We start from the raw sequence: 23,383 nt of genomic DNA, 5'->3' as shown, positions 1-23,383 counted from the left end.
TACTTAAATTTTTTATTGTTAATTCAAACCTAAGCTATCACGTAATAATTGCAATCGCTCCATATCACCTTCATTGGCGGCTTGATGAAGAGATTTAGTTGGCATATGGAGAAGACGATTTGTTAATTTGTGCGCTAATTGCGTAATCACTTGTTCCACGTTCTCACCGCGTCCAATCGCCGTCAAGGCTTTTATCGTCATATTACTGCGTAGCTGGTCTGCTTGAATACGGTAATCACGAATGGTTTCTAACGCATTTTGCGATTGTAGCCAAATCATAAAATTGACGCTTTCCTGTTGTACTATTGATTCAGCTTGAATGGCCGCTGTTTTGCGCCGCGACAAATTGTGCTGGATAATGGCCTGTAAATCATCGACGGTATATAGATAAACGTTAGGTAATTTAGCAATTGCCGGCTCCACATCCCTTGGCACAGCAATATCAATAAACAACATCGGCTGATTGCGCCGAGTTTTTAATGCCCGCTCAACCATACCCTTACTGATAAGAGGCAATGTGCTGGCGGTAGCGCTAATAATAATATCCGCATCGGCCAAGCGATGCTCTATTTGCGCAATAGTGATAACTTCTGCCCCTACTTGGTGCGCTAAAAAAAATGCTTTTTCTGGTGTCCGATTGGCAATCATCATACCTTTAATTTTATGATCGCTCAAATAATGAGCAACGAGGGCAATAGTTTCCCCTGCACCTATCAATAGCACATTTAATTCTGGTAATGATTCAAAAATTTGCCGAGCCAAGGTACAGGCAGCAAAGGCTACAGAAACAGCACTGGCACCAATACCTGTTTCCGATCGTATTCTTTTCGCCACTGAGAAAGATTTTTGAAATAAGCGTTCTAGTTCACAAGGTAAAGATTGAATACACCGCGATGCTGCAAAGGCTTTTTTAACTTGCCCCAAGATCTGCGGCTCTCCCAACACCATTGAATCCAATCCACTAGCAACACGAATTAAATGACTTAGGACATCACTATTACGGTACCAATACAAACTCGCAATGACATCATTTGGGTTGATTTTTTGATAGTGACATAACCAGGCAATCAATTGCTGATGCAGACTATCTTGCCATTTTACGCTAAGATACAATTCAGTACGATTGCAAGTAGACAGCAAAACCGCCCCTTGTATCCAAGGTTGCTCAAGCAAACTATTTAACGCTTTATCAAGGGAGCCTGGTAAAAAACTCAGCTGTTCACGTAATGATACTGGGGCAGTTTTGTGATTGATGCCTAATGCGAGCAATGTCATGAGAATATTTGGGGTGGCTTTTTTCAAAGCTGAATTCTACTTTATACAGTTAACCAATAAAAGTCACATCACACTTATGAAGAAGATTGAAGAGATTGTGTTGTAACGCAGCCCACCAGTATTAGGCTAGCTAAGAGTAAACAACAAAATCATATTCAGATTTATCCCAATAAGGTAACTTAACAATATGAAAAACATAATATTACCCCTTCTATTTTTTTCCTTGTTTGCAAGTGCTAAAGAAAAACAAAGCACTGAAGAGCAAAGTAAATGTGTAAGATGGTGGGGACCACCAACGCTGGTTGGCACGCGATCACAAACATGTCAACATCAAATTACACCAAAAAATAATGAAGAAATAGCGGCGCTGAGACAAAACGAAATCGAAAGACAACGAAAAATTCTCCTGTTTCTGTATTAAAGGATAGATTAATAACACAATGCGTAAGATAAACTTTTGTTGTCTATTGCCTTTAGCCAGCTTAGTACTGGTGGGCTGCGTTACAACACAACCTCCTTCCGTCATCCCCCTTAATTCATATCAATGGCATCAGCATGAACAAAAATTAAAGCAGATTGAGCAATTCCAAATAAGCGGATCAATAGCCTATTTTTCTGACAAACAAAAAACCTATGCTCGCTTTTTCTGGCAACAATACTCGGAAAAAAACTACCGACTGCTGCTGACCAACCCTTTAGGCATGATTGAATTTGAATTACGTGTCCAACCCGAATTTACCTTATTGATAGACAATCGAGGCAAACGTCACCTCAGCAAAGATCCACAGGAAATAATACAAAGACTCACGGGGATGTGGATCCCACTAGATAACCTACACCAGTGGATGCTTGGTTTGCCCGGTAAGAGCCATAACTTTACGCTAGATGATCTATATCGTTTAAAACAGATAAATTATCGACAAGCGGATCAAATATGGTCGGTGAATTATCAAAGCTACACGGAGGGATCTACACCGCTACCCAAACGTATTGAACTAAAAACGCAAAAAGGAAAAAAACGCATCAAACTAAAAATAGACAGCTGGAAACTATCCCCACAGTCCTTGAAGTTGCCGCTAAACGACCAGGGCGTACGTGAAGGGAAAACATGACATACGTATGGCTCTGCCCAGCAAAACTGAATTTATTTCTTTATGTTACCGGCCAACGCCCTGATGGTTATCATCAATTGCAAACCCTCTTTCAGTTCCTCAATTACGGCGACAAATTAACCATTACACCGCGCAAAGACCAAAAAATACGGTTATTAACGCCTATTCCAGGCGTTGATCAAGAAAAAAATTTAATAATACAGGCCGCCTGTTTGTTACAGAAAAAGTGGTTACAAAAAAAGTTACCTTGTCACACGCAGGCCGGTGCTGATATTAGCATTGAAAAAAAACTCCCCCTGGGTGGAGGATTAGGTGGCGGTTCATCCAATGCCGCTACCGTTTTAGTTGCTTTAAATCATCTGTGGCGATGCGGTTTCACTAATGAGCAACTGGCGAGATGGGGATTGACTTTAGGGGCTGATGTTCCGGTATTTATCTATGGGCAGGCAGCTTTTGCTGAAGGCATTGGTGAAAAACTTCAACCGGTAACTCCGGCTGAAAAATGGTACTTAGTTGCACATCCTGGTATTAGCATTGCAACCTCCGCCATTTTCTCTGCAAGTGAATTGACAAGAAACACGCCCGCCCGCTCATTGGCAACGCTTTTAAACACCGCTTTCACTAATGATTGCGAGCCGATTGTTAGAAAACAGTTTCACGAGGTTGAACAGATTCTTTCATGGCTGTTAGAATACGCGCCATCACGCCTTACTGGAACCGGTGCTTGTGTGTTTGCTGAATTCGATACTGAGTCATCGGCACGCAAGGTGTTAAATATCGCTCCAGCGTGGTTACACGGCTTTGTTGCACAGGGTGTTAATGTTTCCCCTTTGCGGCACGCCATTTCCGAATATACCCTTCGTCTTTAACGCGGCGACTTCAAAGACGAAGGGTATACATTATCTCGACACCTACCTGAGGTCCATCTCGTGCCTGATATGAAGCTTTTTGCTGGTAATGCCGTGCCTGAACTTGCCAAACGGGTTGCTAACCGTTTATACACCACTCTTGGCGACGCTGCTGTGGGCTGTTTTAGTGACGGTGAAGTGAGCGTGGAAATCAATGAAAACGTACGTGGCGGGGATATTTTTATCATCCAGTCTACTTGTGCTCCCAGCAACAATCACCTAATGGAACTGGTTGTCATGATTGACGCCTTGCGCCGTGCCTCCGCGGGACGTATTACCGCAGTCATTCCTTATTTTGGCTACTCTCGCCAAGATCGCCGCGTACGTTCTGCCCGTGTTCCCATTACCGCCAAAGTGGTCGCGGACTTCTTATCAAGTGTGGGGGTCGATCGTGTCCTGACCGTAGACTTGCATGCGGAACAAATCCAAGGTTTTTTTGATGTGCCAGTAGATAACGTTTTTGGCAGTCCGATCCTACTAGAAGATATGTTACAACAAAATTTAAAAAACCCGATTGTGGTTTCACCCGATATCGGCGGTGTCGTCCGCGCACGGGCGATTGCTAAACTGTTAAATGACACTGAAATGGCGATTATTGACAAACGTCGGCCAAAGGCTAACATCGCTCAAGTGATGCATATTATCGGCGACGTGGCAGACCGAGATTGCGTTTTAGTTGATGATATGATTGATACCGCGGGAACCTTATGTAAAGCGGCAGAGGCCTTAAAAGAACGAGGGGCGAAACGGGTACTGGCTTATGCCACTCATCCGGTTTTTTCTAGCAATGCGGTTGAGAATATCAATAATTCCGTTATCGATGAAATTATTGTTTGTGACACCATCCCCCTATCTGAAAAGATCAAGGCATTGAAAAAAGTACGATCACTGACATTAGCTGGCATGCTCGCTGAAGCCATTCGGCGCATTAGCAACGAAGAATCTATTTCCGCCATGTTTGAACATTAACCCTTCCATTACTATGAAACCTATAAAGCTCATCGTTGGCTTGGCAAATCCTGGCTCACAATATGCAGAAACCCGCCATAATGCAGGCGCCTGGTTTGTCGAAAACCTAGCAAAACGCTACAACCAATCATTGCAAAAAAACAGTAAACTTTTAGGTTATACCGCTCAAATAAAAATCGTCAATCATGAGATCCGGCTACTGATACCCACTACCTTTATGAATTTAAGTGGTAACGCGGTCAAGGCCATGACAAATTTTTATCATTTTTTAGCAGAAGAGATTTTAGTGGTTCATGATGAATTAGATTTTTTGCCGGGGGTAGCTAAATTTAAATTCGGCGGCGGCAACGGTGGACACAATGGTTTAAAAGATATCCAAAAAAAATTGGATAATAATGCTAACTTCCACCGTTTACGCATTGGTATTGGCCATCCGGGTGAACGCAGTAAAGTGATGGACTTTGTCTTATCCCCCCCTCCCCTGAGTGAAAAAAAGCGCATTGACGATGCGATTGATGAATCCCTACGCTGTACTGAACTCATTTTCAAAGAGAATATGGCTACTGCAATCCAAAATCTACATTCATTTCGAATTAATAAATAAAGGTAATTAAACATGGGATTTAAATGCGGTATTGTTGGGCTGCCTAACGTAGGGAAATCCACGTTATTCAACGCATTAACACAAGCAGGTATTGAGGCCGCTAATTTTCCATTCTGCACTATTGAGCCTAATACCGGCGTGGTTCCGGTGCCGGATCCACGTTTAGATCAGCTTGCTGAAATTGTAAAACCACAAAGGATCGTGCCAACAACAATGGAATTTGTTGATATCGCGGGACTGGTCAAAGGCGCATCAAAAGGTGAAGGCTTAGGTAACCAGTTTTTAACCAATATTCGTGAAACAGATGCCATTGGTCATGTGGTGCGTTGTTTTGCCAACGAAAACATTGTGCATGTGGCAGGTAAAATTAATCCTAGCGAAGATATTGATACCATTAATATTGAGTTGATTTCATACGATCTGGATATATGTGAACGTGCGATCAGCCGGGTACAAAAAAAAGCCAAAGGCGGAGATAAAGACGCTAAAGCTACATTAGCGGTGTTAGAAAAATGTTTATCCCATTTAGAAAAAATCGCGATGTTACGTACCTTAGCACTAACAGAAGAAGAAAAAGCGGCAATTCGCTATCTCAATTTTCTGACATTGAAACCTACCATGTACATCGCTAATGTGAATGAAGACGGTTTTGAAAATAACCCTTATTTAGCTCAGGTACAGAAAATTGCGGAACAAGAAGGGGCTATCGTCATCGCTGTTTGCGCCGCGGCAGAATCGGATATCGCCGAATTAACCGATGGCGATCGTGCTGAATTTATGGCAGCACTGGGTATGGATGAAGCAGGTTTAAATCGCGTGATCCGTGCCGGTTATCAATTACTGAATTTACAAACCTATTTTACCGCAGGAGTAAAAGAAGTAAGAGCCTGGACTATCCCTGTTGGCGCCACCGCCCCACAGGCGGCAGGGAAGATCCACACCGATTTTGAAAAAGGCTTTATCCGTGCACAAACCATTAATTTTGCCGACTTTATTGCTTACCGAGGCGAACAAGCAGCAAAAGAAGCAGGAAAAATGCGCGCAGAAGGGAAAGATTACATTGTTAAAGATGGCGATGTGATGAACTTTTTATTTAACGTATAGCCTGAATTAAACTGATTTGGCCATATACCCTTCGCCTTTGCGGCAGCTTCAAAGGCGAAGGGTATAAACCACGTGGGATCTACTCCGTAATAGGTGGAAAATAACGACAAACCGCTTGAGGTAGCAACCTGATAATAAAACGACGGCTCTGGTGCCAAAAAGCAGATAACAATAACAAAGCTGAGCCAGTGATTAACGCTGTCAAAGCGAAACTCAAATCAACCACAGTGGTTTTATCTAATAAAGTGCTAACAGCAATCAAAACATATATCAGGGCTGACACCATCAACGCCCGACGATCAATCGCCAATGAAAAAGAAGCAATTAATACATACAAGGTGAGGATTAATATGATATTCAAGAGTGAGGTATCAGCGAGCATAATGTTAAAAACCGGATGAACTAACAATGGCGCCGCCAATAAATGAAGCCAAAAGGCGATATCAGAGTGACGGGTTTGACGGCGAAGATCGGAGATATCCCAATACATCGCACCGGCAAATGCCAACAATCCCATGCAAAATACAACATAAGGCATCACATTTGCGGCAACGGCAGGCAACAACTTATTTAAACTCATTAAAACATACAAAAGAACAGTCCCTAAACCCGCAGCCAGCGTGATAGGCGTGCGAAAACGCCGCCAATGCAGTAATGCAGCTAATGCTGTCAAAATAGCAGCAACAAGCTCGCCGACAAAAAGATAACCAATCACATACAGTGTAGATACGGTTGCAAAACCAACACCAAAAATAAAAGTGAACAATAATACAATCGCGGGTAACGCCATATGACGTTGACGAACAAAATATTCCGCTAATGCCCAGGAGGCTCCTGCAACCAACAATCCTCCCAGCCATGCTTGTTGATAATAATACACACAAATAAAAAATAGAGCGCCTAAAAGTAATAAAGAAGCCATCACCACAAAAATATCATTAAAGCCGGTCAATAGCCGAAAATTTTCTTCATCTACAGCTGATGTTTTTTTAACACCAGCAACATGATCACGTAGTGCCTGTGCTGCTTGCCGGCTAATTATTTTCGCAGCCACTGCTGATTCAATATCTTCATTGCTATACATGTTTTATTGCCTTATGTAATGAAAATGTAAAATAAGCTAATCAATCGCTATAGCCAAATCAGTTTAAGTCGCTTACCGTACTATTGGTACTGTTCGCGCTCCTCCGCCTTGAACCAAATGAAACTGATTCGGCTATATCTTAACAAAGCATGCTAAAATCTCTCGGATTATTCCCCAAACTATTTAAACACAAGGATTACTTTTATGAGTTTTCTGAAAGGCAAACGTATTTTAATTGCAGGTTTAGCCAGTAATCGTTCTATTGCTTACGGTATAGCACAAAAAATGCACGAGCAAGGCGCGGAATTGGCTTTCACTTATCAAAACGATAAATTAAAACAGCGCGTCACTGACTTCGCTAAAGAATTCAATTCAACACTGATTTTTCCTTGTGATGTTGCAAAAGATGAAGAAATCAACGAACTTTTTGAAGATATGAAAAAAGAAAAAAATTGGTCTACCTTTGATGGGTTTGTTCATTCCATTGCTTATGCGCCTAGCGAGCAGCTCGATGGTGATTATGTTAATGCGGTGACACGTAAAGGTTTTAACATCGCACATGACATCAGCGCCTATAGCTTTGTAGCGATGGCTAAAGCTTGCCGTGCTATGCTCAATCCTAATTCAGCCCTGCTAACACTGAGTTATTTAGGCGCAGAGCGCACCATCACCAATTACAATGTTATGGGACTTGCCAAAGCCTCTTTAGAAGCTAACGTACGCTACATGGCGGATTCACTCGGCCCCGATGCTATCCGCGTTAACGCAATTTCGGCGGGACCCATTCGTACACTTGCCGCCTCAGGGATTAAAAATTTCAGAAAAATGCTAGCACATTGTGAAAAATACACCCCCCTTCGCCGCACGGTCACTATCGAAGATGTAGGTAATGCAGCTGCCTTTTTATGCTCCGACTTAGCTGGTGGTATTACCGGTGAAATTTTGCATGTTGACGCTGGTTTTAACATTACCGCGATGGGGAGTATGGGTAATGATGAATTAAGCCAATCTGCAAAAAAAGAATAGTCCATTTAAAGCTTCTTTGAGCTGCGCTTAGGAAGGAAAAAGCGCAGCGACCTTTTTGTACAAAACAAGGAAGTAAATAAGTATTTTGAGCCCTTTTTGACAAAGTATCAGTGGGTACAAAAAATTTCGACTAAATCCCGTCTATAATTATATCGCAACGATTTATTATGAGGGAATGAACATGATTTATGCAGCAGCGCCATTAAATATAAATAGGGTAAAAACATTAACAATACAGACAAAAGCTAAAATAAAGAAAGATAAAACAGGAAAGAGTAAGAAAACAAAGTATAAAATAATATATAAACTAAAACGCCTATTCCAAAAAATTCAAGTCTTTTTCTCTTATAATGAAAAAGAAAGAAAAGCAAAAAAAGCAAAAAAAGAAATATATAAATTATATTTGGCAGAAAGCAAATATATTGATGAAATGCAATCAGATAACATTACCGATAAAAAATTCAATGCGTTAATACATTCTATTCACACTATAAAATCACTATTGTCACCAGGGCATAAAGATAAAATATATTTATCATATGATAGCGAAAATAATATTGTCGTTAATATTGATGACGAAGAAAAAATAACTTTGCCAAACATACACAAAGAAAACAGCAGTACAGACGAAATCATGTTTTTAGATGAAGTCACCAACGATGAAAGAAAAGAGAACATCACAAGATTGTTTCCTTTGTCATCAAAAAAAGAGGAAGGCGCACTACCAGAAAAAAAACTGGATGATTTACAGTATATTTATACTATCAGTAAAAAAAATACAGAAAAAAAAGAGAAAAAAACAATCGAGGAGAATGAAAATTTTTTTAATGAAGGTTCAAATGAAAAAAAACGAAGAGAATATTTTGCGAAAGAATGTGAAGCAGAAATAGATCAAATGTCACTTGATAACACCAGAGACGGCAATAAAAATCAACATATTTATATCAATGGAAAATACCATAAACCATTAAACTGGTTTAGAGGAAATGAAAACGATATTCATTATGATAAAAAAAGAAGAGAATACATTGAACAAAGTGAAATATTTAAATCAATCGCTACTATAGAAAAAATAACGCCTCAACAAGTCTCTGTGTTGATTGGGCACCTATGTCAAACAAGTGCAAATTTAACGGTAGGCACATTTTTTAATAGTGGTGATAAAAATTTTCATAAAGAAATTAAAAAAAGTAATGAAACCCTCACCTATTATTTCCAGCAATGTAGTAAAGTCACGGATCATAAACATATTAGCGATCCTGAAATAACAGTGATCAATATAGAACAACAAGATACTGATCTCCTTCTTACTCATTCATCCTGTGTCACTCCTTTTTGTCAGTTTTCTGAAGATTCTTCTGATGATGCCATCAAAGCCGGCGATAAATACTATTACCCATTTAATATTTCATTAAACTATGTAATAAGAATAGACAGCGAAGGAAAAGAAACCTTTGAAAAAGTATCTATATCATTTATTCCAGCAAAAAATAATGGATTAATCCCTGATAATCAACTAAAAGATATTTTATTAAAATACGATGAAAAAGCTGAAAAAGAATTTATCGTAAACATGATTAATGAAAACATAGAATCAAGCAAAGAATTTTTAGAACAAGCAATGATACGGAAAAGTAACAGAAATAAAGGATAAATAATATGGATTTATGTTCTAAAGAACATATCTGCTAAATAACTATGATCCGGTTTTTCAAAGCAAAATTTTGCCGGATTAGTCAATAATCTTTCAATATCTAAACAAAATTTAGATTGCACATTAAGAGAAATCCACTGGTTAAATAAATTTTTATTCAAATGATTCATCGCGCCAGGATACCTACCACCATTAATATCTACATCAGGTTTCATAACCATCTCATACAAAAAGTAATTTTTGCTAGTACAGGCAATCATTGCTAATAGAAAAGCATATTCATCCCATGCTCGTAAAATACCATAATCATAGGTCTTTTTTCCCTCTTGATTAATTCTCGTGTAACCTCGCAATAAACCATTTGTAGCAGAATCCTCGCTATAAATAATGCCTTTAAATTTTTCTCCTCTTCTTACTCTGTTTTCCACATCAATAAGATTAATCCGATTTTTATTTTTATCATAAGCCATATTCTCTATTTTGATATCGACGAGATAAATACCTTTTTGATGTAAATTTTTTAAATCCTGCATCGCTTCTCTAAACGCTTTAATATCAATTTTTTGATGTTTATTGATCACAAGATCATACAGATCTTCACCCGCGTTACGTGCAATGATCACATCCTTATCAACAACCAAACCACTGATTACCGTTTTGGTACTCATCAGCTCCTTATAATATATATTGTTACGACGATTAAAATCAGCCCCTTTTTCATGATTACGATTAGGTACCAGCTCTACAAATCTATCATCCATAGTATGAACATGTTTATAAGAGCCAATCAAAGATAAGTCAGTTTTTATACCAGATGAATAAACCACAGGATACTCATTGTTTACATGAAAATAATATTTTTTCTTTATACCTTCTTTATTTTTATATTTTGTTATGGCGAATTCTTTTCCCTTACGTATAGCCTTCTTTTTTTTACCCTCTAAGATTCTTTTGTGTGCCCTAAAAAAATTTTGAATCTTACTGGCTGCCAATTCTTTATCTGCTTTTAATAGAATTTCTAATTGCTCTTTTTCTCGCATCGTTTGATCAAAAAACAAACATTTACATCGAATAAATCGGCTCGCAAAATTAGAAATAGATTGATGATAAATAGAAAATCCAGATATCAAAAAATCCATTTTTCCGTCCTGTACTAAAACAGTAAACTGATCTTGTTTATTAAAATCAGCCAGATCTCTTATTTTTGAAAACGTTATTAATTTATTTACACTGTAATTTCTACAGCTCAGGATAGGATCTGAGTCATTGTTATGTAACTTTTGGTATAATTCGTTAACCTTTTCTCTTTTACTTTCACTTCTAAATATATCCAAAAAAGAGTCCAAAAATCCCATATGCATAGCACGTTTCGGATCGCCCTCAATCATTCTAACTAGTCTCGTATTAGAACAAACAAAAACACTGCTAGCCAAATTTAATGATATTGCCATTTTGCCCTCCTACCGTACGCTAACGGTATTGATGTAACAAAAACGCAAAAATTTTAACTAAATAAAATATTCATAATAATAACTAATAGTATTTTTAATTTATTTTTCTTTCAAAAAAATACACTTTCTTTATTATAAAATCTTTACTGCTAAAAACAGTAGACCCAGTACAATTCATTGGGTCTATTATCCTCCCGCTATTTTCACTTTCATTCCCTTGGCTTCAAGTAATTGTTTTAGTAGATCCCTTTTATCACCTTGTATCTCAATCACCCCATTTTTCACCGCACCGCCACAACCACATTTCCTTTTTAATTCTGCTGCCAGCGTATTGAGTTGCTCATCACTGGCTGCAATCCCTGTAATCAAACTGACGCCCTTCCCTCTACGACCACTGGTTTGGCGTTGAATACGAACGATGCCATCAACCGTTGTTGGTTCAGTTTTTACCTCAGGAAAAACAATGCGGCCTTTATCTGTGGAATACACTAATCGACTGTTATTATCCATCTTTCTACCTCTAAGAGCCTCGCTCAAGAAAATTTTGAACAGGTGCTTTTATAACTTATGAAACCAATGAATCACGTATAGCCTTGAGTGCCTTTGCTGGCTCTTTAGATTCGGTGATCGGGCGGCCAATAACTAAAAAATCAGCACCGGCATCCAACGCCTGTTTTGGCGTCATAACACGCTGCTGATCACCAACGACACTACCGACGGGACGAATACCCGGGGTGACCAATTTAAATGCTTTGCCACAACAATTTTTCAAATGCGCGGCCTCTCGTCCCGAGCAAACCACACCATCTAAGCCACAATTGCGGCTTAATTTAGCTAAACGTTCCACCTGATCATTAACGCAATCATTAATACCTACCGCCGATAAATCATCTTCATCCATACTGGTCAAGACCGTAACAGCAATCAACAGCGGCGCTTTTTTACCAAAATCTGACAACGCTTCTTTCGCCGCCACCAGCATTTTTTCTCCGCCCACCGCATGCACATTGACCATCCATACGCCCAAATCAGCTGCGGCCTTAACCGCTTGTGCAGTGGTGTGAGGAATATCATGAAATTTAACATCAAGAAAAATATCAAAGCCCTTATCCTGTAACTTCATGATCCATTGAGGCCCTTGTGAAGTAAACATCTCTTTACCCACTTTTAGCCGACAATCCTGCGGACTGATACGATCAACAAAAGCTAAGGCGTTATTAATATCAGCATAATCAAGTGCCACAATAATAGGTGATGCGTTGGCATTCATATCACTCTCTGTTTTCATTTGCATTTTTTACCTTTTTTGACATCCTCCCTGATTTTAACACAGGCTATATAAGAATAATTAATGCATGTTGTAACTAATAAGAGAAATTAAAAAGAGACTAAACGGGCGAAACAGCTGTCTTTTTTGTACAAAACAAGGCAGTAAAAGAAATTACGAACCATTTTATTGCCCATCCAACCCCCTGATAGGCTTCACCGAAGCCCAACTGCGACAGGAAGGGCAATGCCAGTAAATAGAATGGGTCGCAAGACCACATTTATGGCAACGATAAGTCGGTTTGCTGTCAATTTGCTTGCCTACCATATCCCTTAGCAACAACAAACTTTCACGCGCACTTCCCTCTTCCGCATCCGCCAAATGATAATCCATTAATCGATAAAATAGCCGCATAGTAGGATACTGTTGCAATTGTTTATTAATATAAGCTTGAGCAACATTTCGACCTTCTTTTTGTTCAATTAATTCAGCCATCATTAATTCCGCAGCCGTCCCGGTATTTTTTTTAACGCAACGGTGCAAAAATTTTGTCCAATTGTCAATTTGCTGTAAATGTTGATAACAACCTTGCAGTAAAGGTAATACTTCGCTAACGATGTCTTTATCTTGTTGCAACACCCGTTGTAGTGAATCGACTGCTTTAATCCATTCACCATTAGCAATATAAACTTGCCCTAGCATCATCGAAGCACGGGCACATTTTTTATCTACTAGAGCCGCCTTTTTCAATAAATGTTGGGCTTTATTTACATCATCATCATTCATCGCTTCTAATGCTAACTCACAATAAAAATGAGCAGCCTCTATACGTTGCTCTTCTTTACCCAGTTTGATTAATTTTTCTGCCACTTCAACCGCTTTTAACCACTCTTTCATCGCCTGATAAATAAGCAGTAACTGCTGTAACGCCCCGATACAAAAATCATGCTCATCAGTCAATCGGATAAACATGCTTTCCGCACGATCGTAAAGACCGGCCGTCATATAATCTCGCCCCAGTTGATAGCTCGCCAATAAACGTTGCTCAAACGTTAGCGAAGTATTTTCTATCAGCATTTGATGGATACGGATAGCGCGATCAACTTCACCGCGCGAACGAAATAAGTTTCCTAGTGTCAAATGCGCATCAACGGTAGAAGTTTCTTTTTTCATCATATTTAAAAATAAATCTACCGCTTTGTCCTGTTGATTAGAAAGTAAAAAATCAACACCTTCTACATATTCACGCGACAACCGATCCGCATTTTTTTGCTGAGTCTGCTGAACACTTCTGCGCCCCATATACCAGCCGTAGGCGGCCGCTATCGGTAATAGCAGAAACAGCAGTTCCAACATATCAATTATTTCCGGCGAATTATATGGGAACGAATGGCATTATCACTCTCTATACTGTCAGCACTGTTTTTATCCACAACACCTCTATCAGCATGATCAACAGACTTAGAAACACTGCCTTCATTTTTAATGGCAGTCAGCTGAATAGGTTGTTCAAGCTGCACTTCAAGCCGTTTAATTTTGCGGTTAGCTCGTGCAAGAGATAAGCGTACTCGTAGGTAAAATAATCCACAAATAATCCATCCCAATGCAAATCCAGCGACAAAAAATAGCACTAATAATGTTGATACCCGATATTCACTCTGAGCCAATAGGTAATTAAAAGTGATGATCTGATCATTATGTGCCCCTAAACTAATTGAGATCACGAAGATCACCAGTGCTAACAAAAAAATTAGTAAATATTTCACATTTACCCCACTGCCGATAGATAAATAGATAGTTATACCCATAGTCCTTCAAGTTGCCGTTAGGCGGCCAGAGCGTGAGACCGATGAGCGCAGATACGTGATTCGGGCGGAACACCCGCAGTCAACAACAGGCTTAAAAGGCTAAGGGTATAACAAGAAGATCACCTGTACCACAGCGTAAAAAATCTGTCCATTACGCCAAAAATACGGCATACAAGATGACACCACAAGCTTATTGTTATTATTTGGCTGCCATTAATAGCCAGAAAGCCATACAATAACCGATTAACCAGATTTACAGTATTTTCTTAAGAGTCTTATCCATTTATATGAAATTAAAACGTATAGCAGAAGAAGCTAAATTACCAACCCCCTGGGGCGAATTTTTGGTAGTCGGCTTTGAAGAAGACGGCGGTCATGAACACCTCGCACTAATTTTGGGAGACATCTCTGATAATAGCCCTATTTTATCAAGGATCCATTCTGAATGTCTGACTGGGGATGCGCTATTTAGCCTACGCTGTGATTGTGGTGCTCAGCTTAAAGCTGCCATGAGCCAAATTGCAGCAGAAGGTCGTGGCGTTCTTATTTACCATCGCCAAGAAGGCCGTAATATTGGATTACTCAACAAGATCCGCGCTTATGCTTTACAAGATAAGGGAGCCGATACCGTTGAAGCAAATCATCAACTCGGTTTTGAAGCTGATGAACGCGATTTCACGCTCTGTGCCGAGATATACAAATCACTGGGTATCACATCAATACGATTATTAACCAACAATCCACACAAAGTCGACATTCTCACCCAATCAGGGATTAATATCGCCGAACGAGTGCCATTAACCGTCGGTCAAAATCCAAAAAATAAAAATTACCTCGCGACCAAAGGCGCTAAAATGGGTCATTTGTTTGACAATAAGTGACAGTGTCACTTGTAGCCTGTTCGAAATCTCTTGTTCTTGTGCGCACTGATACTTCGTCAAATTCAGACAGGCTCTGATAACCCACTGCGAATAACATAATGCAAAATACCACCATGTTGAAAGTAGGTCAGCTCAGTAGCGGTATCAATACGGCACAGCGTCTCAATCTTCCGCTGTTGGCCATAATTATCCGTTATGATAACAGATACTTTCTGACCCATACTCAATGCCGCTAGCCCGCTGATACTGATTGATTCATCACCGGTTAATGCTAAAGATTTACGATCTACCCCTGGCATAAATTCCAGAGGAAGAATGCCCATACCAATGAGATTCGAGCGATGAATACGTTCAAAAGACTCCGCTATCACAACCTTCACACCCAACAAATAAGGGCCTTTAGCCGCCCAATCACGACTGGATCCCGAACCGTATTCTTTACCCGCAATCACCACCAGCGGGATCGCTTCTTGCTGGTAGCGCATTGCAGCGTCATAGATTGTCATCGGCGCTTGTGACGGAATATGGCGGGTCATCCCCCCTTCAATACCCGGTACCATTTCATTGCGGATACGAATGTTGGCAAAGGTTCCCCTCATCATGACTTTATGATTACCCCGTCTGGAGCCATAAGAATTAAAGTCATCAATTTTGACGCCTTGATCACGCAAGTAATGCCCTGCCGGACTATCTGGTTTTATGTTTCCTGCCGGAGAAATATGATCGGTGGTCACTGAATCAGCAAAAATAGCCAAAATGCGCGCTTCTTTTATATCCTCTATTTTTTCTGGTATCAGTTTCATGTCATCAAAAAAAGGAGGCTGACAGATATAAGTCGATTTTTCTTGCCAATGATAAGTGAGGGAACTTTCGATCGGGATTGCTTGCCAACTCTCATCACCGTTAAAAACTTCAGCGTATTCTTTAAGAAACATCTCTGTTTTGACGGCTTCTAACGCCGTAGCGATTTCCTGCGTACTCGGCCAGATGTCTTTTAGATAAATCGCTTTCCCCTGCTGATCTTGACCTAAAGGATCATCCATGAGATTGATTTGTATATTCCCCGCCAAAGCATAAGCGACCACCAGCGGTGGGGAAGCTAGCCAGTTAGTTTTGATTAATGGGTGAATACGCCCTTCGAAATTTCGATTACCCGATAACACGGCACTTACGGTCAAATCTCCAGCGGCTATCGCTGTTTCAACTGCCTTAGGTAAAGCGCCTGAATTACCGATACAAGTGGTACAACCATAACCCACTAAGTTAAATCCCAGTTGATCAAGCGATGCTGTCAAACCCGCAGCATTAAGATACTCAGTGACCACTTTAGAGCCAGGGGCTAACGACGTTTTCACCCACGGCTTGGTTTTTAGCCCTTTTTCCACCGCTTTTTTAGCCAATAACCCAGCGGCCATCATGACACTAGGATTTGAGGTATTAGTACAAGAGGTAATCGCCGCTATCACCACAGCGCCGTCAGATAACCCACCGTTTTCATCATCTGGAGCGTTTTTATGGTTATTTTTATTATGGATGTCTAGTGCTTTGAAGGCAGTAAAAGCCTGAGGGACTTGGGATAAAACCACCCGATCTTGTGGTCGTTTCGGTCCGGCAAGACTGGTGACCACCGTTGCCAGATCCAATGCTAATTGACAGGTAAAAACCGGTTCATCGCCAGGGTAACGCCATAGGCCTTGTGCTTTAGTATAGGCTTCGACTAAAGCAATTTGCTGATCACTACGCCCGCTTAAACGTAAATAATTTAAGGTCACTTCATCCACAGGAAAGAAGCCACAGGTTGCGCCAAATTCTGGCGACATATTGGCAATGGTCGCGCGATCTGCAAGAGGTAAATCAGCCAAACCATCGCCATAAAATTCAACAAATTTACCCACTACCCCCTGTTTTCGTAACATTTCGGTGACTCTCAGCACCAAATCAGTGGCAGTGATCCCCTCATTCAATTTCCCCGTTAACTTAAAACCCACCACATCTGGGATCAACATTGAAATCGGCTGACCCAACATAGCCGCTTCAGCTTCGATACCACCCACTCCCCAACCTAAGATCCCCAACCCGTTAATCATAGTGGTATGAGAATCGGTACCCACCAAGGTATCGGGATAAGCGAAGCATTGATCTCTCTGTTGCTCATGCCATACGGTCTTACCCAAATATTCGAGATTAACTTGATGACAGATACCGGTTCCTGGTGGCACCACGCGAAAGCGATTAAAGGCTTGTTGACCCCAGCGCAAAAACGCATAACGCTCCAGGTTACGCGCCATTTCCATACGAACATTTTCACCAAAGGCGTTTTCATCACCAAAATTATCCACAGTAACCGAATGATCAATGACCAAATCAACAGCAGAAAGTGGATTGACCCGTTTTACCTCCCCGCCCAAACGCTTCACTGCCTCACGCATTGCCGCCAGATCAACTATTGCGGGCACCCCGGTAAAATCCTGCATTAGCACGCGCACCGGTCGGTAGGCGATCTCCCTATCACTATGACCCGTTGAAAGCCAGTCAACCATCGCTTGCAGATCGTTTTCTTTTACACTCTTACCATCAATATGCCTTAATAAGTTTTCTAACAAGACTTTCATTGATTTTGGCAGTCGATCAATATCCCCTAGAAAGGATGCCATTTTAGGTAAGCTGTAGTAACAATAGTCTTTTTTTTGCACCACCAGCTTCGCTAAACTGTTTTTTGCGAGTTCTAATGACATTATGCCCCCTGCACCAGGTTATAAAATTGATAGACTTAAATAATAGCGCCATACTGAATAATAATCAGTAAAATTGATTGGTTTTGATTTAAAACAGATAAAATTTAACCGCTCGATTTTTGAGAAAAATTGATTTATTACTGGTTAAATAATAATAGGAGTGCGAGATAGAGATATCGATTAATAACAAAAAGAAAAAAATGCCAGAGAGCCAAATAGATTTTTTCTATTTGGCCTTAAATTTATAATAAACCGTTCAGAAAAAATAAATAAAAATTATACGAAAACACTAATTTCCTACCGCCAAGAAATTAGTGCTATCACTATATATATTACGATTAAAATTATTATGACTCACTGTATTTTCATTATCACGTAATGAGGACATGACCTCTGATAATAATGATGCTCCTCCATCTAAAGTTCTATCTAATGTTTTATCTTTTGCATCCAGTATCTTTACCAGATCATCTGGGAGACCTGTCGACTTGATACTATTTTCAATCAATGCTTCATTTTTTGGAACAGATATCACTATAAAATCAGCACCTGAATTAGGTGTCACTATCTCGGTTGGTAAGGGTGCCTCTTCTATAAGATTAGCACCTGAAGCTGTCTCCATATCACTTATCATCCTTGTACTTACTTTATAATCTGCTTCTGCATCACGTCTATTTGTTATCTTCAGTTCATGATTAGCTTTATCTTTTCGTAGACTACGATAGAGAATATCCGCCAATAATGATAATGGAGAAAAAACCAGACCCCCAGTGAAGCCACTAGCCTTCATTACAACATTTAGATTAGTCATAGCATTATTAGCCATATTACATCCTTAATGTATATTTCATTTTATTGATTTATAAATTACTACCTTTTGATAGCAGTAAAATAATAGACAAAGTTAAAGAATAAAGAAAGTAAAAATAATAAAATAATCCTCCTTATTCAATTTTAAATTTATTATTTATAGAATAAAAGGATGCGCTATTATTAAAATATTTGCGCCATCAATAATATATTTTTATGTTCCACTTTCTTCATTAATCCAAGCCAATATTAAACGATAAGAAACGGCTAAAACCACCGGTCCAATAAATAAACCAATCATACCTAACGACAATAAACCACCAATAACACCAAAAAGGATCAATATCATCGGTAAATCGGCACCCCGGCGAATTAATACCGGACGCAGTACCGCATCAAAGGTACCGAGGATCCCACTCCATACCAACAAAATACTTCCCCAAGTAGTATCACCACTCCAATAAAGCCAAATAATCGCCGGAATAAGCACCAATAAAGGCCCCAGCTGTACAACGCAGAGAATAAACATCAAAACAGTGAGTAAGGTCGCATAAGGAATACCTGCCATCGCTAAAGCAATTCCTCCTAAAACGGCTTGAATCAATGCCGTTACCACTAGGCCAAGCGCCACAGCGCGAATAGATTGAGCGGCTAAAACAACCACAGAGTCTCCCTTTTCGTCAGCTAATCGCACCGCAAAACGGCGGATACCTTGAGCAACCCGCTCACCGTGAAAATAAAACAAAACGCTAAACAACACCATCAATGCCAGATGAACAATAAAACGCCCAAGATGAGCGGCTTGAGCAACAAACCAAGTGGTCGCTTCCCCTACATAAGGTCGGAGTTTTGCCAATAATTCGTTCGCTCCCCCCTCAACTAAATTATGCCAACTACTATAGATTTTGCTGCCTATCAGAGGGATAGCATTTAACCATTCCATTTCAGGGAAATGCATATTGGCAGGACTACTGGCCCAAGCGACTAAAGGCGCACTATTTATTAATAAGCTATTAACCAACAACGCAATAGGGATCACAAAAAATAAAATCAATAATAGCGTCATAACAATGACCGCCAAAACACGTCTCCCCCAGAGCACAATTTGCAGTTTGATTAATAACGGCCAAGTAGTGATCACCACCATCACCGCCCAAGTAAGACCGATAATAAAAGGTTGTATTACCAAAAAACTGGTAATCATCATTGTCAGGATAAAAAACACGCAAAACATCAATTTAGTTAAATCATAGCGATCTTGTATTTGATTATTCATCCGTCAACTCGCATCTTGTCAATCTTGAGTATGTAAAAATGTTATCAGCATAGCATGGCAGGATGTAGCTGCCCGGAATGTTTTGGGTTGATGAGCAAAAATTCTGGGTCTAGGACAATCACCTCTTCCAACAGTGATGACACACAAGAAATATTAGCTTATGTTTACTTGTAGCTATTGCAAAAATAGTAGACAGCTTTCTGTGACTGAGAAAGTCATGAAGTTAATGAAATGGATAACATAAAATGAATATTATAAAAGAAATTAAAGAATATAAGTATGCTCCCGCGGTTCAAAAAAAGAAAAAATTAGATATAGCCTATGGCGTTGATAAAAAATACCTTTTTGCTAGTGGTATTTCTATAACCTCTATTCTGTTAAACAATGATAATAGTTCTTTTTCTTTTCATGTGTTTACAGATTTTTTAGATTTTGAAAACGAATCTAAATTCAAAAAGTTAGCAAAAAATCGATGTGCCGATATAACCCTCTATTTAATAGACTGTAAAGAGCTTAAAAAATTACCCTGCCGCAACAGATTTAATTACTCTATCCATATTAGATTTGTAATAGCAAACCAGCTTTGCGGCTCAAAAAATAAGATGCTCTATCTTGATGCTGATATCTTCTGTAACGGTTCAATTGAAGCGCTGAACGATATAGAGCTTGGCGATAACGCATGCGGCGTTGTTAAAGATCCATTAGAAGGAATAGAAGGAGCAACGGTATCAATGCGACTTGACATCCCAGGCATCGAAGATCACTACTTCAATTCTGGATTTCTGTTACTGAATCTGGCCTACTGGAAATCTCATGACGTTACCCATCAAGCATTTGCCCTTTTAAGCAGTAAAAAATATGAAGGAAAACTCGTTTTATTTGATCAGGATGTCCTTAACATTTTGTTTTTCGGTAAAACAATAAACATTAACGCAAAATATAATCAGCTTTACGACTTAAACCATGAAAAAAAAAGAAACCGAAAAAATTGTGTGCTACCCGATTTGAATGGTTCCGCTCTTATCCATTATTTCGGCAATACCAAACCTTGGCATTCATGGGCTAATTACGCTGCCTGCGACGTATTCAAAAAAGCAAAAGCTGCCTCAGAATGGAAAGACCATCTTCCAATTCCTCCACAAACACATGAGGAATTGGAAGTATGCATAAAACATAATTTTTATCAAAAAGACTACATCAATTGGATAAAGAATCGCACTAAATGTTATTTCCGCAAACAGCAAGTTATCCATTACCTCACAAGGCTGGAATGATCACTATTAAAGGTTTATCCTACCCATACTTTCGGTTAAAATTAATACAAAATATCATCCCTTTGACATTTACATTTCCAGTCTCCATCTGATGCACGGTTTTCCAACTAATCCTGTGTTAAAGTACGGCGGTTAACAGCGATAAGAAAGGCAGGTTTATATGCAACAAGAGACTGTTAAAAAATTCTCACTTTACGATCAAAATTGGTTAGGCATCACTATTACCGAAAACGCGGCAAACCAAATTATCAAAATCATGCAACAACGTCCTCAAAGTCAAGGATTACAGCTTAACATCAAGCAATCTGGCTGTGCTGGATTTGCTTATCAGCTAAAGGTAGCTGAATCAGCTAATGATTTGCTTGAAAATCTTCTATTTGAACACAAAGGGGCAAAACTCTACGTCCCCTTGGAAGCGATGCCCTTTGTTGACGGCACTGAAGTGGATTATGTGCGTGAAGGGCTAAATCAGATCTTTAAATTTAATAACCCCAAAGCGCAGCATTCTTGTGGATGTGGCGAAAGCTTCGGCGTTTGAGTGATAAAAGAAATGACACAAAGCAATGTTGAAACCTCCGAAAATATATCAGCTTGGGTCAACGAAGAACGTTATAAAGAAGGTTTTTTTACCCAATTGGCGACAGACGAATTGGGTAAAGGACTCAATGAAGACGTGATCCGCGCGATCTCAGCCAAACGTAACGAACCTGAATGGATGTTAACATTTCGCTTAGAAGCTTATCGTGGCTGGCTGACAATGGAAGAACCCCACTGGTTAAAAGCACATTATAAAAAATTGGATTACCAAGATTATAGCTACTACTCAGCGCCTTCCTGTAATAGCTGTGATGAAAATGGTGATAACCAGAGCGAAAAAAAATCATCATCCACAGATGAGACAACAACCAACCTCTATCTCACAGCTGAAGTCGAATCAGCCTTTGCGCAATTAGGGGTACCGGTACGTGAAGGCGTTGAAGTAGCTGTTGATGCCATTTTTGATTCCGTTTCTGTCGCCACCACCTACCGTAAAAAATTAGCCACACAAGGCATTATTTTTTGCTCACTGGGTGAAGCTATTCAAGAACATCCTGAGCTAGTACAAAAATATCTGGGATCAGTAGTACCAGCGAAAGATAATTTTTTTGCCGCCCTTAACGCCGCCGTCGCTTCTGATGGAACCTTTGTCTACGTGCCCAAAGGCGTGCGCTGTCCAATGGAGCTCTCAACCTATTTCCGTATCAATGCCGCTAAAACAGGGCAATTTGAACGCACCATTCTAATCGCCGATGAAGACAGCTACGTCAGTTATATTGAAGGCTGCTCGGCTCCTGTACGCGACACTTACCAACTCCATGCGGCAGTGGTCGAAGTGATCTTACATAAAAACGCCGAAGTGAAATATTCCACCGTGCAAAATTGGTTTGCTGGCTCTGAAACCGAAGGTGGGATCTTGAATTTTGTGACTAAACGGGCGCTATGTCAGGGATCAGGTTCAAAAATGTCGTGGACACAATCGGAAACAGGATCGGCTATTACCTGGAAGTATCCCAGCGTGATCTTACAAGGCGATCATTCTATCGGTGAATTTTTCTCAGTCGCGTTGACTAATGGTAAACAGCAGGCAGATACCGGCACCAAAATGATCCACATTGGTAAAAATACTAAATCAACCATTATTTCCAAAGGGATCTCAGCAGGAAAAAGCCAAAATACCTACCGTGGATTAGTTAAGATTTTACCCGGTGCCGATAATGCGCGTAATTTTACGCAATGTGATTCTATGCTTATTGGCGCTAACTCAGCCGCCCACACCTTCCCTTACGTTGAAGTCAAAAATCATTCAGCGCAGTTAGAGCACGAAGCTACCACCTCAAAAATTGGGGATGATCAGCTATTTTACTGCCGCCAGCGTGGTATCAGTGAAGACGATGCCATCTCAATGATCGTCAATGGATTTTGCAAAGATGTGTTCTCAGAATTACCGCTGGAATTTGCCGTAGAGGCACAAAAATTGTTAGCCATTAGCTTAGAACACAGTGTCGGTTAAGCGCCAGTGACAATAATTAACCAGTGACAATAATTAAATAGCGTTATACCCAATAAATTTCGAGTTACGGCAAGGCGGCGGCTTCAAAGACGAGG

21 protein-coding genes and 1 pseudogene are annotated in these 23,383 nt (G+C 40.0%); 12 read left to right on the top strand and 10 right to left on the bottom strand.

Annotated features, from left to right (window positions below; translation table 11 throughout):
• Positions 1 to 18 precede the first annotated feature (18 nt).
• Entirely contained in the window at positions 19 to 1,275 is a 1,257-nt protein-coding gene (hemA, locus tag AACL30_RS13670; protein ID WP_339058485.1) for a glutamyl-tRNA reductase, read from the bottom strand.
• Between the two features lie 187 nt (positions 1,276 to 1,462).
• On the opposite strand from hemA, the gene AACL30_RS13665 reads away from it, so the two are divergent.
• The 6 genes from AACL30_RS13665 to ychF are packed head-to-tail and all read left to right on the top strand — an operon-like array spanning position 1,463 to position 5,972.
• Positions 1,463 to 1,696 carry a hypothetical protein gene (locus tag AACL30_RS13665; protein WP_339056984.1) on the top strand — a complete coding sequence of 78 codons (234 nt, stop codon included), beginning with the start codon at positions 1,463 to 1,465 and terminating at the stop codon, positions 1,694 to 1,696.
• 19 nt (positions 1,697 to 1,715) lie between these two features.
• A complete protein-coding gene (gene lolB, locus AACL30_RS13660) occupies positions 1,716 to 2,387 on the top strand; it encodes a lipoprotein insertase outer membrane protein LolB (protein ID WP_339056983.1) in 672 nt (223 codons plus the stop codon).
• Positions 2,384 to 3,256: a 4-(cytidine 5'-diphospho)-2-C-methyl-D-erythritol kinase gene (gene ispE / locus AACL30_RS13655; protein ID WP_339056982.1), complete on the top strand. Its 873-nt coding sequence runs from the start codon at positions 2,384 to 2,386 to the stop codon at positions 3,254 to 3,256. Before lolB ends, ispE begins: the two co-directional genes overlap by 4 nt.
• 60 nt (positions 3,257 to 3,316) lie before the next feature.
• The gene (locus AACL30_RS13650) at positions 3,317 to 4,264 is read left to right on the top strand and encodes a ribose-phosphate pyrophosphokinase (protein WP_339056981.1); all 948 of its coding nucleotides are present in this window, start codon (positions 3,317 to 3,319) and stop codon (positions 4,262 to 4,264) included.
• A gap of 13 nt (positions 4,265 to 4,277) precedes the next feature.
• Complete coding sequence (gene pth / locus AACL30_RS13645) at positions 4,278 to 4,868, top strand: aminoacyl-tRNA hydrolase (protein ID WP_339056980.1); 591 nt, start codon at positions 4,278 to 4,280, stop codon at positions 4,866 to 4,868.
• A 12-nt stretch (positions 4,869 to 4,880) separates the two neighbouring features.
• Positions 4,881 to 5,972: a redox-regulated ATPase YchF gene (gene ychF / locus AACL30_RS13640; RefSeq protein ID WP_339056979.1), complete on the top strand. Its 1,092-nt coding sequence runs from the start codon at positions 4,881 to 4,883 to the stop codon at positions 5,970 to 5,972.
• A 79-nt stretch (positions 5,973 to 6,051) separates the two neighbouring features.
• Here ychF and AACL30_RS13635 read toward each other — a convergent pair whose 3' ends face one another.
• Complete coding sequence (locus AACL30_RS13635; RefSeq protein WP_339056978.1) at positions 6,052 to 7,056, bottom strand: hypothetical protein; 1,005 nt, start codon at positions 7,054 to 7,056, stop codon at positions 6,052 to 6,054.
• Between the two features lie 204 nt (positions 7,057 to 7,260).
• Here AACL30_RS13635 and fabI point away from each other — a divergent pair, with 204 nt between their 5' ends.
• On the top strand, positions 7,261 to 8,082 hold the full coding sequence (gene fabI, locus AACL30_RS13630; protein WP_339056977.1) for an enoyl-ACP reductase FabI: 822 nt from the start codon (positions 7,261 to 7,263) through the stop codon (positions 8,080 to 8,082).
• Between the two features lie 181 nt (positions 8,083 to 8,263).
• Positions 8,264 to 9,736, top strand: a complete 1,473-nt coding sequence (locus AACL30_RS13625; protein ID WP_339056976.1) for a hypothetical protein — start codon at positions 8,264 to 8,266, stop codon at positions 9,734 to 9,736.
• A gap of 11 nt (positions 9,737 to 9,747) precedes the next feature.
• Here the strand turns inward: AACL30_RS13625 and AACL30_RS13620 are convergent, their stop codons facing one another.
• From AACL30_RS13620 to AACL30_RS13600, 5 genes and pseudogenes are all read right to left on the bottom strand, one after another.
• Positions 9,748 to 11,187, bottom strand: coding sequence for a hypothetical protein (locus tag AACL30_RS13620; protein ID WP_339056975.1), 1,440 nt, complete (start codon positions 11,185 to 11,187; stop codon positions 9,748 to 9,750).
• 186 nt (positions 11,188 to 11,373) lie between these two features.
• Positions 11,374 to 11,697 (bottom strand): stress response translation initiation inhibitor YciH, encoded by a 324-nt coding sequence (gene yciH / locus AACL30_RS13615; RefSeq protein WP_339056974.1) that lies wholly within the window; start codon positions 11,695 to 11,697, stop codon positions 11,374 to 11,376.
• Between the two features lie 55 nt (positions 11,698 to 11,752).
• Positions 11,753 to 12,475 (bottom strand): orotidine-5'-phosphate decarboxylase, encoded by a 723-nt coding sequence (gene pyrF, locus AACL30_RS13610; RefSeq protein WP_339058484.1) that lies wholly within the window; start codon positions 12,473 to 12,475, stop codon positions 11,753 to 11,755.
• Between the two features lie 165 nt (positions 12,476 to 12,640).
• Positions 12,641 to 13,810 carry a lipopolysaccharide assembly protein LapB gene (gene lapB, locus AACL30_RS13605; protein WP_006705194.1) on the bottom strand — a complete coding sequence of 390 codons (1,170 nt, stop codon included), beginning with the start codon at positions 13,808 to 13,810 and terminating at the stop codon, positions 12,641 to 12,643.
• 104 nt (positions 13,811 to 13,914) lie between these two features.
• Positions 13,915 to 14,220, bottom strand: a pseudogene (locus AACL30_RS13600) (LapA family protein); the annotation flags it as partial.
• A gap of 329 nt (positions 14,221 to 14,549) precedes the next feature.
• Between AACL30_RS13600 and ribA the strand changes: the two are divergent.
• Positions 14,550 to 15,143, top strand: a complete 594-nt coding sequence (gene ribA / locus AACL30_RS13595) for a GTP cyclohydrolase II (RefSeq protein ID WP_339056973.1) — start codon at positions 14,550 to 14,552, stop codon at positions 15,141 to 15,143.
• Positions 15,144 to 15,205: 62 nt separating this feature from the next.
• On the opposite strand, the gene acnA is transcribed toward ribA, so the two are convergent.
• The 3 genes from acnA to ydiK form a co-directional block, all read right to left on the bottom strand.
• Complete coding sequence (gene acnA, locus AACL30_RS13590; RefSeq protein WP_339056972.1) at positions 15,206 to 17,878, bottom strand: aconitate hydratase AcnA; 2,673 nt, start codon at positions 17,876 to 17,878, stop codon at positions 15,206 to 15,208.
• A 289-nt stretch (positions 17,879 to 18,167) separates the two neighbouring features.
• Positions 18,168 to 18,704 carry a hypothetical protein gene (locus AACL30_RS13585; RefSeq protein ID WP_339056971.1) on the bottom strand — a complete coding sequence of 179 codons (537 nt, stop codon included), beginning with the start codon at positions 18,702 to 18,704 and terminating at the stop codon, positions 18,168 to 18,170.
• 198 nt (positions 18,705 to 18,902) lie between these two features.
• A complete protein-coding gene (ydiK, locus tag AACL30_RS13580) occupies positions 18,903 to 19,964 on the bottom strand; it encodes an AI-2E family transporter YdiK (RefSeq protein WP_339056970.1) in 1,062 nt (353 codons plus the stop codon).
• 245 nt (positions 19,965 to 20,209) lie between these two features.
• Here ydiK and AACL30_RS13575 point away from each other — a divergent pair, with 245 nt between their 5' ends.
• The 3 genes from AACL30_RS13575 to sufB all read left to right on the top strand — a co-directional run bounded on the left by AACL30_RS13575 (position 20,210) and on the right by sufB (position 23,288).
• Positions 20,210 to 21,238: a glycosyltransferase gene (locus AACL30_RS13575; RefSeq protein WP_339056969.1), complete on the top strand. Its 1,029-nt coding sequence runs from the start codon at positions 20,210 to 20,212 to the stop codon at positions 21,236 to 21,238.
• Between the two features lie 160 nt (positions 21,239 to 21,398).
• Positions 21,399 to 21,776 (top strand): Fe-S cluster assembly scaffold SufA, encoded by a 378-nt coding sequence (gene sufA / locus AACL30_RS13570; protein ID WP_339056968.1) that lies wholly within the window; start codon positions 21,399 to 21,401, stop codon positions 21,774 to 21,776.
• A gap of 12 nt (positions 21,777 to 21,788) precedes the next feature.
• Positions 21,789 to 23,288, top strand: coding sequence for a Fe-S cluster assembly protein SufB (sufB, locus tag AACL30_RS13565; protein WP_339056967.1), 1,500 nt, complete (start codon positions 21,789 to 21,791; stop codon positions 23,286 to 23,288).
• Positions 23,289 to 23,383: the final 95 nt, after the last annotated feature.

This window comes from Candidatus Regiella endosymbiont of Tuberolachnus salignus (assembly GCF_964020115.1).
In the GTDB taxonomy this organism is placed as follows: Bacteria; Pseudomonadota; Gammaproteobacteria; order Enterobacterales; family Enterobacteriaceae; genus Regiella; species Regiella insecticola.
Note: the sequence above shows the minus strand (reverse complement) of the source record. Positions and strands in the feature narration are given on the sequence as shown.